This window comes from Pseudomonas sp. MWU12-3103b, from assembly GCF_023100615.1.
Classification (GTDB): Bacteria; Pseudomonadota; Gammaproteobacteria; order Pseudomonadales; family Pseudomonadaceae; genus Aquipseudomonas; species Aquipseudomonas putida_A.
In genome coordinates, this window is the sequence record NZ_JALMEY010000014.1 from 16,822 (window position 1) to 32,141 (window position 15,320).

Annotated in this window: 11 protein-coding genes; 1 reads left to right on the forward strand and 10 read right to left on the reverse strand. The window is 59.5% G+C overall.

Going from position 1 to position 15,320, the window contains the following annotated elements:
- Positions 1-175: 175 nt before the first annotated feature.
- The 9 genes from M0808_RS20680 to M0808_RS20720 form a co-directional block, all read right to left on the reverse strand.
- On the reverse strand, positions 176-1,156 hold the full coding sequence (locus tag M0808_RS20680; protein WP_027610810.1) for a peptide ABC transporter ATP-binding protein: 981 nt from the start codon (positions 1,154-1,156) through the stop codon (positions 176-178).
- The gene (locus M0808_RS20685) at positions 1,156-2,124 is read right to left on the reverse strand and encodes an ABC transporter ATP-binding protein (RefSeq protein WP_139055904.1); all 969 of its coding nucleotides are present in this window, start codon (positions 2,122-2,124) and stop codon (positions 1,156-1,158) included. The genes M0808_RS20680 and M0808_RS20685 overlap by 1 nt, the downstream gene beginning before the upstream one ends.
- Positions 2,125-2,134: 10 nt before the next feature.
- Entirely contained in the window at positions 2,135-3,061 is a 927-nt protein-coding gene (locus M0808_RS20690) for an ABC transporter permease subunit (protein WP_007966702.1), read from the reverse strand.
- A gap of 10 nt (positions 3,062-3,071) precedes the next feature.
- Entirely contained in the window at positions 3,072-4,082 is a 1,011-nt protein-coding gene (locus tag M0808_RS20695) for an ABC transporter permease subunit (RefSeq protein ID WP_007953665.1), read from the reverse strand.
- A 73-nt stretch (positions 4,083-4,155) separates the two neighbouring features.
- On the reverse strand, positions 4,156-5,751 hold the full coding sequence (locus M0808_RS20700; protein ID WP_098967183.1) for an ABC transporter substrate-binding protein: 1,596 nt from the start codon (positions 5,749-5,751) through the stop codon (positions 4,156-4,158).
- A 77-nt stretch (positions 5,752-5,828) separates the two neighbouring features.
- Positions 5,829-7,250, reverse strand: a complete 1,422-nt coding sequence (locus tag M0808_RS20705) for an OprD family porin (protein WP_247842304.1) — start codon at positions 7,248-7,250, stop codon at positions 5,829-5,831.
- 175 nt (positions 7,251-7,425) lie between these two features.
- The gene (locus M0808_RS20710; protein WP_027610815.1) at positions 7,426-9,024 is read right to left on the reverse strand and encodes an ABC transporter substrate-binding protein; all 1,599 of its coding nucleotides are present in this window, start codon (positions 9,022-9,024) and stop codon (positions 7,426-7,428) included.
- A gap of 303 nt (positions 9,025-9,327) precedes the next feature.
- Positions 9,328-10,953 carry an ABC transporter substrate-binding protein gene (locus tag M0808_RS20715; RefSeq protein WP_027610816.1) on the reverse strand — a complete coding sequence of 542 codons (1,626 nt, stop codon included), beginning with the start codon at positions 10,951-10,953 and terminating at the stop codon, positions 9,328-9,330.
- A 260-nt stretch (positions 10,954-11,213) separates the two neighbouring features.
- Complete coding sequence (locus M0808_RS20720; protein ID WP_247842305.1) at positions 11,214-12,815, reverse strand: ABC transporter substrate-binding protein; 1,602 nt, start codon at positions 12,813-12,815, stop codon at positions 11,214-11,216.
- Positions 12,816-13,784: 969 nt separating this feature from the next.
- On the opposite strand from M0808_RS20720, the gene M0808_RS20725 reads away from it, so the two are divergent.
- Positions 13,785-14,144 (forward strand): DUF6124 family protein, encoded by a 360-nt coding sequence (locus tag M0808_RS20725; protein ID WP_247842306.1) that lies wholly within the window; start codon positions 13,785-13,787, stop codon positions 14,142-14,144.
- Positions 14,145-14,313: 169 nt separating this feature from the next.
- Here the strand turns inward: M0808_RS20725 and M0808_RS20730 are convergent, their stop codons facing one another.
- Positions 14,314-15,033 (reverse strand): SIMPL domain-containing protein, encoded by a 720-nt coding sequence (locus tag M0808_RS20730; protein WP_027610819.1) that lies wholly within the window; start codon positions 15,031-15,033, stop codon positions 14,314-14,316.
- Positions 15,034-15,320: the final 287 nt, after the last annotated feature.

Genomic DNA, 15,320 nt, shown 5'->3' on the forward strand with positions numbered 1-15,320 from the left:
TCCCCCGACTGATGCGCAATCGGGGGAGAAGGGGTTTGGTTAACGCTTTAGCGACAACTCAAGTTCCCTGTGGGAGGGGGCTTGCTCCCGAAAGTGGTGTGTCAGTCACCATTATCAGTGACTGTCACACCGCATTCGCGAGCAAGCCCGCTCCCACACTTTCGTCCGCCGTTAATCAGGCGGCGCCGTCGAGGAATTGCTCGGCGTAGTGGCAGGCCACCTGGCGATTATCCAATTCACGCAACAACGGCTCTTCAGTGCTGCAACGCTCGGTCGCGTACGGGCAGCGCTTGTGGAACGCGCAGCCCGGTGGCGGGTTCAGCGGGTTGGGCAATTCGCCGACGATCTTGATTTTCGGCTTGTTCGGGTCCGGGTGAATGGTCGGGGTCGCCGACAGCAACGCCTGGGTGTACGGGTGCAGCGGACGTTCGTAGATAGCGTCTTTCGGGCCCATTTCCACCGGGCGACCGAGGTACATCACCATCACGTCATCGGCCACATGTTGCACCACCGCCAGGTTGTGCGAAATGAACACGTACGCCGTGTTGAACTCTTGCTGCAGATCCATGAACAGGTTCAGCACCTGGGCCTGAATCGACACGTCCAGTGCCGAGGTCGGCTCATCCGCCACCAGCACTTTCGGTTGCAGCATCATCGCCCGGGCGAGAGCGATCCGCTGGCGCTGACCGCCGGAGAACATGTGCGGATAGCGCTGGTAGTGCTCGGGACGCAAGCCGACCTGCTTCATCATCGCCTGGACTTTTTCGCGGCGTTCAGCGGCGGACAGGTTGGTGTTGATCAGCAGCGGCTCGCCGAGTTGGTCACCGACTTTCTGCCGTGGGTTCAACGACGCGTACGGGCTCTGGAATACCATCTGCACGTCTTTGCGCAGTTGTTTGCGCTGGGCCTTGTCGGCGCCAGCCACTTCCTGGCCGGCGATTTTCAGCGAGCCGGACGACGGCTCTTCAATCAGGGTCAGGGCGCGGGCGAGGGTGGATTTGCCGCAGCCCGATTCGCCTACGACAGCGAGGGTTTTGCCGGCTTCCAGTTCGAACGACACGCCGTTGAGCGCGCGCACGGTGGCGTGCCCCTTGAACAGGCCACGGGAGACTTCGTAGTGACGGGTCAGGTCGCGGGCGGTAAGTACGACGGCCATTACGCCACCTCCTGGTTCAGCGGGAAGAAGCAGCGGGCGAGGCTGTGGCTTTTCGGATCAAGGGTCGGACGTTGCGCGCGGCAGGTGTCCTGCACGTATGGGCAGCGTGGCGACAGCAGGCAGCCCTGCGGGCGGTCATAACGGCCCGGGACGATGCCCGGCAGTGTCGCCAGACGCTCGGCGCCCTGGCTGTGTTCCGGAATCGCCTTGAGCAGCGCTTCGCTGTACGGGTGCGCCGGGATGTCGAACAGTTGCGGCACCTGACCGACTTCAACAGCCTGGCCGGCGTACATCACACAGACGCGCTGAGCGGTTTCGGCCACGACCGCGAGGTCGTGAGTGATCAGCACCAGGCCCATGTTCTGTTCTTTCTGCAACGCCAGCAGCAGATCCATGATCTGTGCCTGAATGGTTACGTCGAGTGCCGTGGTCGGTTCGTCGGCGATCAGCAGTTTCGGTTCGCCGGCAATCGCCATGGCAATCGCGACACGCTGGCTCATACCGCCAGACAGTTGGTGCGGGTAGGCGTCCATACGGCTGGCGGCGCCCGGGATCTCCACTTTTTCCAGCAGTTCGATGGCGCGTTTGCGCGCTTGCTTGCCGGACATTTTCAGGTGCAGGCGCAGCACTTCTTCGATCTGGAAACCGACGGTGTAGCTCGGATTCAGCGCGGTCATCGGGTCCTGGAACACCATCGACAGGTCTTTGCCGACGATTTGCCGACGTTGACGATTGCTCAGCTTGAGCATGTCTTTGCCGTCAAAGCTGAGCGAGTCGGCGGTGACGATGCCGGGATGCTCGATCAGGCCCATCAGCGCCATCATGGTCACGGATTTACCCGAACCCGATTCGCCAACGATTGCCAGGACTTCGCCTTTGTCGACTTTCAGGTCGAGGCCATCGACAACGGGTGTCGCGGTTTTGTCGCCGAAGCGAACGTTGAGATTCTTGATTTCTAGCAGTGACATGGGAATCTCCTCAGGCGGCGTTCTTGAGTTTCGGGTCCAGCGCATCGCGCAGGCCGTCGCCCATCAAGTTGATTGCCAGCACGCTGAGCAAAATGGTCAAACCAGGCAGACTCACGACCCACCAGGCGCGTTCGATGTAATCGCGGGCCGAGGCCAGCATGGTGCCCCATTCAGGGGTTGGCGGTTGTACGCCAAGGCCGAGGAAACCCAGGGCGGCGGCATCGAGAATCGCCGAGGAGAAGCTCAGGGTGGCCTGCACGATCAGCGGCGCCATGCAGTTCGGCAGCACGGTGATGAACATCAGACGTGGCAGACCGGCACCGGCCAGGCGCGCGGCGGTCACGTAGTCGCGGTTCAGTTCGCCCATCACCGCAGCACGGGTCAGACGCACGTAGGACGGCAGCGATACCACAGCAATGGCGATCACGGTGTTGATCAGGCCAGGGCCGAGGATGGCGACGATCGCCACAGCCAGCAGCAGGGACGGCAGGGCCAGCATGATGTCCATCAGACGCATGATGGTCGGGCCGATCATTTTCGGGAAGAAACCGGCGAACAGACCCAGCAGGATCCCCGGGATCAGCGACATCACCACCGACGACAGACCGATCAGCAGCGACAGGCGCGAACCCTGAATCAGCCGTGACAGCAGGTCGCGGCCCAGTTCATCGGTGCCGAGCAGGAACTGCATCTGCCCGCCTTCGAGCCATGCCGGTGGCGTCAGCAGGAAGTCCCGGTATTGCTCGCTCGGGTTATGCGGGGCGACCCACGGCGCGAAGATCGCGCAGAAAATCACCAGCAGCATGAACAGCAGACCGGCAACCGCGCCCTTGTTCTTGGAGAAGGCTTGCCAGAATTCTTTGTACGGTGACGGGTACAGCAGGCTTTGATCCGCGTTTGGGGCGGAAGTGGCTACTGAGGATGTTGGAGTGCTCATGGTATGGACCTCAGCGCTGATGACGGATGCGTGGGTTGGCAAAGCCGTAGAGGATGTCCACTACGAAGTTGACCAGAATCACCAGGCAGGCGATTAACAGGATGCCGTTTTGCACAACCGGGTAGTCCCGGGCGCCGATGGCTTCGATCAGCCATTTACCGATGCCGGGCCAGGAGAAAATGGTTTCGGTCAGGACTGCACCGGCCAGCAGGGTGCCGACTTGCAGGCCGACCACGGTCAGCACCGGAATCAGCGCGTTGCGCAGGCCGTGCACGAACACCACGCGCGAGGGCGACAGGCCTTTGGCCTTGGCGGTACGGATGTAGTCTTCACGCAGCACTTCGAGCATCGACGAACGGGTCATCCGCGCGATCACCGCCAGCGGAATGGTGCCGAGCACGATGGCCGGCAGGATCAGGTGATGCAGGGCGTCGAGGAATGCGCCCATGTCATCGGCCAGCAGCGTGTCGATCAGCATGAAACCGGTGCGCGGCTCGATGTCGTAGAGCAGGTCAATCCGCCCGGAAACCGGGGTCCAGCCCAGGCTCACCGAGAAGAACATGATCAGGATCAGGCCCCACCAGAAGATCGGCATCGAATACCCCGCCAGGGAGATGCCCATCACCCCGTGGTCGAACAGGGATCCTCGCTTTAGAGCCGCAATCACCCCGGCCAGAAGACCGAGGATGCCGGCAAACAGCAGGGCGGCCATGGACAGTTCCAGGGTCGCCGGGAAGAGGGAGGTGAACTCGGTCCATACGCTCTCACGCGTACGCAGGGATTCGCCGAGATCGCCGTGGGCCAGTTTGCCGATGTAGTCCAGGTACTGGGCATACAGCGGTTTGTTCAGACCTAGGCGTTCCATTGCCTGAGCGTGCATTTCGGGGTCGACCCGACGTTCGCCCATCATCACTTCCACGGGGTCGCCCGGAATCATGCGAATCAACGCGAAAGTCAGCAAGGTGATGCCGAAAAACGTGGGGATCAACAACCCCAGTCGGCGGGCAATAAAACTAAACATCTTGTGTGGTACCTCATCAGCCGGTTAGGCGTGCCCGGCGACCCTGGGGTCAGGGAGGCCGGGAGTTTCTTATCTACTTCACCTGGGTAGTGGCGAAGTTATTGGTTGTGAGAGGGCTGATGTGATAACCCTCTACGTTGTTGCGCATTGCGGTAAACATCCGGGTGTGGGCCATGCTGATCCACGGTTGGTCCTGATTAAACAGCACCTGGGCCTGTTCGTAGAGTTTGGCGCGTTCGGCCGGATCTACTTTAGCCCGTGCTTCGTCGAGCAGGGTCTGGAATTTCTCGTTGCACCAGCGCGCGTAGTTTTCGCCGTTCTTGGCTGCTTCGCAACTGAGCATAGGCGTCAGGAAGTTATCCGGGTCGCCGTTGTCGCCCGCCCATCCGGCCGACACCATGTCGTGCTCGCCGGCCTTGGCGCGTTTGAGCATTTCGCCCCATTCCATGACGCGGATGTCGATCTTGATTCCGACCTTGGCCAGGTCAGCCTGCATCATCTGCGCGCCCAGCATCGGGTTCGGGTTGGTCGGGCCACCGCCGTTACGGGTAAACAGGGTAAACACGGTGCCTTCCGGAACCCCGGCTTCCTTGAGCAGGGCGCGTGCCTTGTCCAGATCGCGTGGCGGGTTCTTCAGGTCGTGGTTGTAGCCCAGCAGCGTCGGCGGGTACGGGTTGACCGCCACGCTGGCGTTGCCTTTGCCGAACAGCGCGTTGACGTAGGCTTCCTTGTCGAACGCGATGTCGATGGCCTTACGCACGCGCACGTCGCTCATGTATTTGTGCTGGGTGTTCATGGCGATGTACGAGACGGTCATCGCGTCCATCTCGTCGACTTTCAGGTTGCTGTCTTTCTTGATGCTCGGGATGTCATCCGGTTTCGGATACAGCGCGATCTGGCACTCGTTGGCCTTGAGCTTCTGCAGGCGCACGTTGTTGTCGGTGGCAATCGCCAGGATCAGCGCGTCAGCCGGGGCCTTGCCACGGAAGTAGTCCGGGTTGGCCTTGAAGCGCACCTGCGCATCCTTGGCATAACGCTGGAAGATAAACGGACCGGTGCCGATCGGCTTGCTGTTCAGGTCGGCAGTTTTGCCAGACTTGAGCAACTGGTCGGCGTATTCGGCCGGGTAGATCGAGGAGAACGCCATGGCGATGTCGGCCAGGAACGGCGCTTCGCGGCGGGTCAGGGTGAACTTGACCGTGTTGTCGTCGACTTTCTCTACGCTTTTGAGCAGTTCCTTGAAGCCCATGCTTTCAAAGTACGGGAAGCCCACGCTCGACAGTTTGTGCCACGGGTGATTCGGGTCCAGCTGACGCTGGAAGCTCCAGACCACGTCGTCGGCGTTCATGTCGCGGGTCGGCTTGAAGTATTCGGTGGTGTGAAACTTGACGCCTTTGCGCAGGTGGAACGTGTACGTCAGGCCGTCTTCACTGATGTCCCAGGATTCGGCCAGTGCCGGAATCACTTCGGTGGTGCCGGGCTTGAAGTCCGCCAGACGGTTGAAGATCGTTTCGGCCACCGCATCGGCAGTGACTGCAGTTGTGTACTGGACCATATCGAAGCCTTCCGGACTGGCTTCGGTGCAGACCACCAAGGGTTTGGCCGAGACGCCGATGGCGGCGCTCAACAACGCGGCAGCGACGGCCGCACGTAGGGGAAGCATTTTCATCGATAACCCTCTGCAATCGGTTGAAGACAAAAACCGAACGGCCGACTCGTCATGAGTCAGCCGTCGGTTGGCGGTTTTTACAGGATGTTGAACGGGATGGTGGTCACGAGACGGAACTCGTTGATGTTGCCGTCAGCCTGGTGCTCGCTCGCGCGGTGAGTGGTGTAAGTCGCGCGAATCGCGGTGGCCTTCAGAGGGCCGCTCTGCACAGCGTAAGAGGCGCCGATGCCGTATTCGTAGTGGCTTTCGCCGTCCATCAGGCTCAGGTCGCCGCGCTTGTCACCTGGGACGGTGTAGGCAGTACCGGTGTAGTGAGTCCCGTCGATGCCCCAGCCGCGAGCCTGATAGATGTTGAACTTCAGGCCTGGCACGCCGTATTCGGCCATGTTGATGCCATAGGCGATCTGGAAGGATTTCTCGTTCGGGCCGTTGAAGTCCGACAGCAGCGAGTTGGCCAGGTAGATGCCGTTGGTTTCGTGCAGGTAGTCGAAGTACTCGTCACCGTTCACTTGCTGGTACGAGAAGGTCAGGCTGTGGGCCTGGTGGGTCAGGCCGAACGACAGCGAGTAGGTGTCGTTGTCGATGTTGCCCATCAACTTTTTGCCTTCGTCGACGGTTTTGTAGTAGTTCAGGCCGGTGGTCAGGCTCAGTACCTGGCTATCACCCAGTTCGTGGGTGGCGCCGAAGTAGTACTGGTTCCAGAAGTCTTCGACATTGGCTACGTACAGGCTGGTTTTCAGACTCTTGAGCGGCTGGTAGTTCACGCCGCCGGTGTAGACCTTGTCAGTTTCCGCGCCGTTGGCGTTGTACTCACTGCGGAATTTCGACAGGCTCTGCTCGGTACGAGGCGAGACGCGGTCGAAACCGGCCAGGTCGAACGACAGGTTGTTGAATTCTTCGCTGTGCAGGCTGATACCTTCGAAGCTCGAAGGCAGCGGACGGTTGCCGATGACGTCGACGATCGGGGTGCTGAAATTCTGACGACCCGCGGTCAGCGTAGTGTTGGAAACACGGAACTTGACGTTGGCCAGACCCAGTTTGCTCCACTGGTCGACAGCGTCGCCGTCGGAGTGCGCCAGGGTGCGGTTGGAGCCGCCAGCAATGTCCTTGCGGTCGCGGTCGAGAGCGATGGCGTTGTAGGCCGCCACCTCGGTGCTGACGCCAACGGTACCTTGGGTAAAGCCCGAGGTGTAGTTGACGATTGTGCCCTGCACCCAGTTGATACGGCGCGGGGTCTTGGTCCGGACCACTGGCGAAGTATTCTTGTCGCTGTTTTTCACGTAGCTGAAAGTGTCGTCGCGACGACGCAGTTCGTTGGCATACCAGTTACGCGTGGTGCCGCCCAGACTTTGTCCATCGATAAAGCCTTTGGCCTCGCTTTGGGCGCTGCTGCCGGCCAGGGTGGTCGGTACGAATTCCTGACTTGCAGGTTCTGCGTACGCCGTAGCGGTGATGCTGCTGATGGCCAGGGCCAGTATCGCGGTGCTGCTCAGTTTCATGGGTGAAGCTCCTTTACTTTCTTTTTATGCCGGCTTTTTTGGGTGGGCCGGTTATTGGTTTAGAACTCATTTCACACATCGCAAACGTTTGCAAAATGCCGGATCGGCGAATTTCGGCAAAGCGCTTGCGTGAGGGGATAGACAGTCCCCTCAGCGTTGCGGCTAATCGGTTGGGTTAATCGATACTGACGCCTGAAAACACATTGCGACCGAAGGGGCTGACCTTGAAGCCTTCAACCCGGGCGCTTAACGGCTGGTTGACCGTCGAGTGGGCGACAGGCGTGATCGGCACTTGCTGCTTGAGCAACTGCTGCGCCTGTTTGTAGAGCGTGGTGCGCTGGTCGCGATCGGTGACGACCTTGGCCTCTTTGATCAGCTTGTCGTACGCCGGATCGCACCACATGGAATAGTTGTTGCCGCCAATGGCGTCGCAGCTGTACAGGGTGCCCAGCCAGTTGTCCGGGTCCCCGTTGTCGCCGGTCCAGCCGATCAGGCTGATATCGTGCTCGCCATTCTTGGTGCGCTTGATGTACTCGCCCCATTCGTAGCTGACGATCTTCACTTTCAGACCGATCTTGGCCCAGTCAGCCTGGAGCATTTCGGCCATCAATTTGGCATTCGGGTTGTACGGACGCTGTACCGGCATCGCCCACAGGGTGATCTCGGTGCCTTCCTTGACGCCGGCAGCCTTGAGCAGCTCGCGGGCTTTTTCCGGGTTGTAGGCGGCGTCCTTGATGCTGTCGTCGTAGGACCACTGGGTCGGTGGCATGGCGTTGACCGCCAGTTGCCCGGCGCCTTGATAAACAGCGTTGAGAATCCCCTGTTTATTCACCGCCATGTCCAGCGCCTGACGTACTTCGAGCTGGTCGAAGGGCTTGTGGCGCACGTTGTAGGCGATGTAGCCGAGGTTGAAGCCCGGCTTGGAAATCAGCTGCAGTTTCGGGTCGACCTTCAGTGCTTCGACATCGGCAGGGCGTGGATGCAGGGTGATCTGGCATTCGCCGGCCTTGAGCTTCTGCACGCGTACCGAAGCGTCGGTGTTGATCGCGAAGATCAGGTTCTTCAGCTTGACCCGGCTCGGGTCCCAGTAGTGCTCGTTACCGGTGTAACGGATATTCGAGTCTTTCTGATAGCTCTTGAACACGAACGGCCCGGTGCCGACCGGCTTCTGGTTGATGTCGCTCGGCTTGCCTTCGGCCAGCAGCTTGTCGGCGTATTCGGCGGACAGGATGGCAGCGAAGCTCATGGCGATGTTCTGGATGAACGCGGCGTCGACGCTGTTGAGCGTGAACTCCACGGTCAGCGGCCCGGTCTTTTCGACCTTGGCGATGTTCTTGTTCAGGCTCATCCCGTTGAAATACGGGAATTCGGTCGGATAAGCCTTACGGAATGGCTGTTGCGGATCGAGCATGCGGTTAAACGTGAACAGCACGTCGTCGGCGTTGAAATCGCGCGTCGGTTTGAAGTACGGCGTTGTATGAAATTTCACACCTTCACGCAGGTGAAAGGTGTACTTGAGACCATCCTCGGAAATATCCCACTTGGTTGCCAGTCCCGGTACGACGTTGGTCGCGCCTTTTTCAAACTCGACCAGGCGGTTGTACAGCGGCTCGGCGGCATCGTTATCGGTGGCCGTCGTGTATTGCGCGGTATCAAAACCCGCCGGGCTGCCTTCGGAGCAGAACACCAGGCTGTTGCTGGCGGCGTAACTGGCGGACGTGGCGGCCAACAGGCCGGCGCCCAGCAGTGCGGAAAAAACCAAGGTATGGCGCATGACGCTCCCTCTTTTTTGTAGTGTTGTTCAATGCACCGCGGTCCCGTCCAGGGACGCTGAGGTGGCATTGAGCTCAATCCAGTACGTACAGCAAGCCGGTGGCCCACGCAGAAACTGGTCAGAACCCGACGGTAGGTGCCGTGGGTCTGGCAGTAAATGCGCTGAGTCCTAAAGACTCGTAGGAAAAGGCAACACGTCATGTACCTCCCTGTTAGAGCAGGGTGGAAATGGCTGTAGGCAAATTCCTGGCTAGTCGGCAGAAAAAAACAGCGGCGCCGCCTGAAACGTCGCCGCTGTCTGTTTTTAATTGCTGACGCTGACGCCGTAGAAGGAGTTCAAGCCGAATGGGCTGATCTTGAAGTCCTGCACGTTGGCGCGCATGGGTTGATACACCGTCGAGTGAGCGATAGGTGTCATTGGGACTGCATCTTTGAGGACGTGTTGCGCCTGTTTGTACAGTTCGGTGCGCTTGGCCTGGTCGGTCGTGCGCTTGGCTTCCTTGACGAGGCCGTCGAACTTCTTGTCGCACCACTTGGAGAAGTTGTTGCCGCTGAGCGAGTCGCAGCCGAACAGCACGTTCAGCCAGTTGTCCGGGTCACCATTGTCACCGCTCCAGCCAATGATCATGGCCTGGTTCTCGCCACCTTTGGAACGCTTGATGTACTCGCCCCACTCGTAGCTGGTGATCTTCACGTTCAGGCCGATCTTCTTCCAGTCGGACTGGAGCATTTCAGCCATCAGCTTGGCGTTCGGGTTGTACGGACGCTGCACCGGCATCGCCCACAGAACGATCTCGGTACCTTCCTTGACGCCAGCTTCCTTGAGCAGTTGCTTGGCTTTTTCAGGATCGTACTTGGCGTCCTTGATGGTGGTGTCGTAGGACCACTGGGTCGGTGGCATGGCGTTGACGGCCAACTGGCCGGCGCCCTGGTAAACCGAATCGATGATCTGCGGCTTGTTCACCGCCATGTCCAGCGCCTGACGTACACGCAGGTCAGCCAGCGGGTTAGCCTCGTTGCTGCCCTTGACCTTGTCCATCACGTTGTAGGCGATGTAGCCCAGGTTGAAACCGGCCTGGTCAGGCATCTTCAGGGTTTTGTCGGCCTTCAGCGCCGCGAGATCCGCCGGACGCGGGAACAGGGTGACCTGGCACTCGTTCTTTTTCAGTTTCTGGATACGTACCGACGGGTCGGTGGTGATGGCGAAGATCAGGTTGTCGATCTTCACGTCCTCAGGCTTCCAGTAATCCTTGTTGCCGGTGTAACGGATGTTCGAGTCTTTCTGGTAGCTCTTGAACACGAACGGGCCAGTGCCGATCGGCTTCTGGTTGATGTCGGCAGCCTTGCCTTCCTTGAGCAGCTGGGCAGCGTACTCGGCGGACTGGATCGAGGCGAAGCTCATGGCCATGTTCTGGATGAACGCGGCGTCGACTTCTTTCAGCGTGAATTTAACGGTGTGGTCGTCGACTTTATCGATCTTGGTGATGTTGGTGTCCATCCCCATGTCGGTGAAGTACGGGAATTCGGTCGGGTACGCCTTACGGAACGGGTCATCCTTGTTAATCATGCGATTAAAGGTGAACAGCACGTCGTCGGCGTTGAACTCACGAGTCGGCTTGAAATACGGGGTGGTGTGGAACTTGACGCCTTCACGCAGGTGGAAGGTGTAAGTCAGGCCGTCCGGGGAAATGTCCCAACTGGTGGCCAGGCCCGGGATAACGGCGGTGCCGCCACGCTCGAACTGGCTCAGGCGGTTGAACATGGTTTCGGCTGAGGCGTCGAAGTCGGTTCCGGTGGTGTACTGGCCTGGATCAAAACCGGCCGGGCTCCCTTCGGAGCAGAACACCAGGTTAGTCGCAGCGGATGCGAAAGGTGCGGAGGCTAACAAGCCTGCGCCGACTAAAAACGGAATGACCGCGTGTTTAAGCATGTTGGCCTCATGATTTGTTGTCATTTTTTAATATTGAGGTACGACCTCGTGAGTCGTGCCTGCGGATACTTATGCAGGGGCCATACCCAATGCAAGATCCAGAGTGTGAGCGAGCGTTAAACGGTGGCACGTACGTACCTTAATGTCGCATCTGTATAACTTTTGACGCATTTGACCGTTTGCGGGTGGATTTTACGGTGCAAACGAAGCCCCAAAACGGTGCGCCGGTCACGTTGTGCGCGCCGCATTGGGGCTCGGTGTTACTTATTTATACCCACGCCGTAGAAGGGCGTAAGGCCAAACGGACTGATCTTGAAGTCGGTCACTTCCTTGCGCAGCGGCTGGAACACCGTGGAGTTGGCGATTGGGGTGATCGGCACCTGCTGTTTAAGGATCAGTTGCGCCTGTTGATACAGTTTTACCCGTTGCGCCTTGTCGGTAGTCACCTTGGCCTGCTGCACCAGTTTGTCGTAGGCCGGGTCGCACCACTTGGCGTAGTTGCTGCCCTTGACTGCCGCGCAGCTGTAGAGCACGCCGAGCCAGTTGTCCGGGTCGCCGTTGTCACCTGTCCAACCATAGATCATCGCGTCGTGTTCGCCATTTTTCGCACGCTTGATGTACTCGCCCCATTCGTAACTGACGATGTTGGCCTTGATGCCGATTTTCTCCCAATCCTGCTGGATCATCTGCGCCGACATGCGTGCATTCGGGTTTGAGGCGCGCTGCACCGTCATCGCCCACAGGTTGATGGTGGTACCCGGCGCAACCCCGGCTTCCTTGAGTAGCGCCTTGGCCTTCACCGGGTCGTACGGCGCGTCCTTGATGTTCGGGTCATACGACCATTGCGCCGGCGGCAAGGCGTTCTGCGCCAGTTGGCCGGCACTCTGGTAAACGGCTTTGATGATCGCCGGTTTGTCGATGGCCATGTCCAGTGCCTGACGGACCTTTAGCTGGTCCAATGGCGGGTGAGTGGTGTTGTAGGCGAGGAAGCCGAGGTTGAAACCGGGCTGCTTGAGCACGCGCAGGTTCGGGTCTTTCTCCATGACTTCGATGTCGGCCGGGCGCGGGTAGCCGCTGACCTGGCATTCGCCGGCCTTGAGTTTCTGCAGGCGTACGGCGGCGTCGGGGGTGATCGAGAAGATCAGGTTGTCGATCTTCACGTCTTCGGGTTTCCAGTAGGCCGGGTTGGCGGCGTAGCGGATCTGCGAATCTTTCTGGTAGCGCTTGAATACGAACGGGCCGGTGCCGACGGGTTTCTGGTTGAGGTCGGCGGCTTTGTCTTTCTTCAACAGTTGCGCGGCGTATTCGGCTGATTGCACCGAGGCGAAGCTCATGGCGAGGTTTTGCACGAACGCGGCGTCGACGTTGTTCAGGTTGAAGCGCACGGTCTGATCGTCGATTTTTTCTACCGATTTGATCGTGGTGTTCAGGCCCATGTCGGTGAAGTACGGGGACTCGGCGGGGTAGGCCTTGCGAAAGGCGTTGTCGGGGTCGAGCAGGCGCTGGAAGGTGAACAGTACGTCGTCGGCGTTGAAGTCGCGGGTCGGGGTGAAATATTCCGTTGTGTGGAATTTCACGCCTTGCCGTAGGTGGAAGGTGTATTGCAGGCCGTCGCTGGAGACGTCCCATTTTGTCGCCAGGCCGGGTTCGATGTCGGTGCCGCCGCGCTGGAATTGGGTGAGGCGGTTGAAGACGGTTTCGGCGGAGGCGTCGAAGTCGGTGCCGCTGGTGTATTGGCTGGGGTCGAAGCCTGCCGGGCTGGCTTCGGAGCAGTAGACCAGGGTGGTGGCGGCATTGGCGATCGGGGTGGTTGCGGCCAGGGCCAGGGAGATCAGGAGCGGTTTGAGGGTGGATCTTGGCATGGAGTCCCCGGGTCGATTGGAGGTGGTTGTGTTTTCAGGGTAGCGGGGATTTGGGGGACTTCGGAAATATCGTTTTTCCTGTTGAGATGTCTATCTCGGTATATCTGGGGCTTTTGGGTGCATATCCGTTGCTGCGGTAACGGCGGCTTGGGGTTCCGCCCTTACGGCGGGTCACTTTTTCCAGACGCCGAAAAAGTAACCAAAAAGGCTTGCTCCTGCGTTCGGCCCGCTCGCTGGGGCTCGGGGTGCCTTCGCTGCGGGATCGATCCGGGGGCAGCGCCTACGGTTTGCTTCGCTGCACCTCCTCTCGCTGTGTTTGGCTGCGCCAAACGGTCGCTGCGCTCCCGCCCCCGGATCAATCCCTCCACTCAGCCTTCCGACGTCGCCTTACAGATCAAAAGCCGCAGCCGAGCTAACGCTCATCCTGTTGAGTGGTGAAAGCGGGGGGGCGGCTTTGGTTTTGTGGTGGATTTGCCCCTCATCGGAACGCCGCCCGCCCAGCCCTCTCCCGAGGGAGAGGGGGCCGATTTTTGGGCTTTTCAAAATTGGAGTTCGGCTCGGTATTTCATGTCGGCGTAGCTCCCCCAAATACCTCGGTCAGTCCCCTCTCCCTCCGGGAGAGGGCTAGGGTGAGGGTTGGCTTTTGGCTGTTTAAATCTGTGTCAAATAACCAGAACCTTCCCACAAGGTTTTCAGGTTGTCCCTCGGACGTCAGCTCTCTAGCCTTGAGCTGTCGCTGAAAACTCAGCGATCGGGCGTGAGAACCCGCAGGAACTGTTAATCCACAATCAGTACCACCATAATTGCCGCCGGCATTTCTGCTGCTGCAATGTTCTATGGCGGCTGTGTGCGGGCGGGCTTCGGTCCGGCCGGGCTTGTTCCTACCGGTTTCTCACCCCGCACATTGCTGCCACCACTCCGCCGCGTGAGAAACGGCGAGTGAATGGCTTTTGATTAGGAACGCTATCAATGTCCAAGCCTGTCCCCGATCCACCCCCAGAAACAACCCCACTCACCGAAGCCCTCAACGCCGAAGACCTCGCAAAAAACCGCGAAGCGATCAAACGCGCCCTCGATTTCTACCTCAGCCCCGAAGCTACAAAACCGCGCCCCCCGAGTTCGATGTTCCTCGTCCATCCGGGCATCGACACCGAAAGTCTGCTGGCCCACGCCTGTGAGTCCCTGGCCTCGGCCAACACCATGGCCAGTGATTTCGCCGATCAGCCCAGTCGTCCGCAGCGCAATACGGCGCTGGCGATTCAGCAGATCATCATGCTCGCTGAGCTGGCGGTGAATCGGGCGCTGGATCGGGTTGATCCGCAGGCTTGAGACCGCGTTATCGTTCTTCGCGAGCAAGCCCGCTCCCACAGGAGTGCGCATTTCAAATGTGGGAGCGAGCTTGCTCGCGAAGGCGGCAGATCAAACAACACAAAATCCAGGCACAAAAAAACCGGCGATCATTCACTGATCGTCGGTTTCTCATTCAGCCCACATCAATTCACTGCATCAGCACTTCAATCGAGCCATCGGCGGTCAGGCTGACCTGGCTGGTGCCGGCTTCAACTTCTGGCGTGACCGGTGCCGAATCCGCCATGCCGGCGGCTTTCATCATCATCGGGGCGCGCATGTACGGTTGTGGATAACCGTTGCTGTTGAGGTTCAGGTTGACGATTTTGTAGCCCTTGCCGCCCAAGGCATCGGTGGCCAGTTGCGCGCGGGCCTTGAAGGCGCTGACGGCTTCTTTCAGCAACTTGTCTTCGCTGGCCTTGCGGGTCGGCTCGGCGATGGCGAAGTCCATGCCGCCCATTTTCAGGTCGGTCAGCAGTTCGCCAGTGAGTTTGGACAGTGCGGCGAAGTCGGCGCTTTCCAGGCGCAGTTCGGCGCGTTCACGCCAGCCGGTGATTTTCTGGCCTTTGGTGTCGTAGATCGGGTAGCTGTTGCGGCTGCCCTGGCGCAGGGTGATGTCTTTGACTTGCTTGGCCTGGGCCAGTGCCTTGTTCATGGTGGTGCTGACGTCGGCGGCGAGTTTGGCCGGGTCGGTGTTTTGCGCTTCGGTGTAGAGCGTCACGATCATCAGGTCGCGGGCCACTTCCTGGCTGACTTCGGCGCGCAGGGAGATCTGGTTGTAGTGCAGCTCATCGGCGGCCAGCGCCGGAAGGCTGGCGATGCTGCCGACGGTCAGGGCGAGAAGGGCGGCGCTGCGGCGAAATGTGTGCATGAAAGCTCCTTGATGAGGGCGCAGGTGCTGGATCGGGGGGCCTGCGTGAAACCATCAGACTCTAGCTTTTATGCTCCGGTTCGCCCAGTTACAACTTCTATACAGATGTCCGCAAGTTGAAAGCACTCTGTGGTGAGGGGATTTATCCCCGATGGGTGGCGAAGCCGCCCAAATGCTGCAACCAGATTTATTTCAGGAGAATGGGGGCGCAGGTTTTACGACTGCTGCGCAGCCGATCGGGGATGAATCCCCTCACCACAGTTGATCTCTTCAAGCCTCGGAATTTC

What these genes read in the sequence shown, in the direction of transcription:
- M0808_RS20680 (WP_027610810.1), bottom strand. Translation starts at nt 1,156, where the DNA reads ATGGCCGTCGTACTTACCGCCCGCGACCTGACCCGTCACTACGAAGTC.
- M0808_RS20685 (WP_139055904.1), bottom strand. Translation starts at nt 2,124, where the DNA reads ATGTCACTGCTAGAAATCAAGAATCTCAACGTTCGCTTCGGCGACAAA.
- M0808_RS20690 (WP_007966702.1), bottom strand. Translation starts at nt 3,061, where the DNA reads ATGAGCACTCCAACATCCTCAGTAGCCACTTCCGCCCCAAACGCGGAT.
- M0808_RS20695 (WP_007953665.1), bottom strand. Translation starts at nt 4,082, where the DNA reads ATGTTTAGTTTTATTGCCCGCCGACTGGGGTTGTTGATCCCCACGTTT.
- M0808_RS20700 (WP_098967183.1), bottom strand. Translation starts at nt 5,751, where the DNA reads ATGAAAATGCTTCCCCTACGTGCGGCCGTCGCTGCCGCGTTGTTGAGC.
- M0808_RS20705 (WP_247842304.1), bottom strand. Translation starts at nt 7,250, where the DNA reads ATGAAACTGAGCAGCACCGCGATACTGGCCCTGGCCATCAGCAGCATC.
- M0808_RS20710 (WP_027610815.1), bottom strand. Translation starts at nt 9,024, where the DNA reads ATGCGCCATACCTTGGTTTTTTCCGCACTGCTGGGCGCCGGCCTGTTG.
- M0808_RS20715 (WP_027610816.1), bottom strand. Translation starts at nt 10,953, where the DNA reads ATGCTTAAACACGCGGTCATTCCGTTTTTAGTCGGCGCAGGCTTGTTA.
- M0808_RS20720 (WP_247842305.1), bottom strand. Translation starts at nt 12,815, where the DNA reads ATGCCAAGATCCACCCTCAAACCGCTCCTGATCTCCCTGGCCCTGGCC.
- M0808_RS20725 (WP_247842306.1), top strand. Translation starts at nt 13,785, where the DNA reads ATGTCCAAGCCTGTCCCCGATCCACCCCCAGAAACAACCCCACTCACC.
- M0808_RS20730 (WP_027610819.1), bottom strand. Translation starts at nt 15,033, where the DNA reads ATGCACACATTTCGCCGCAGCGCCGCCCTTCTCGCCCTGACCGTCGGC.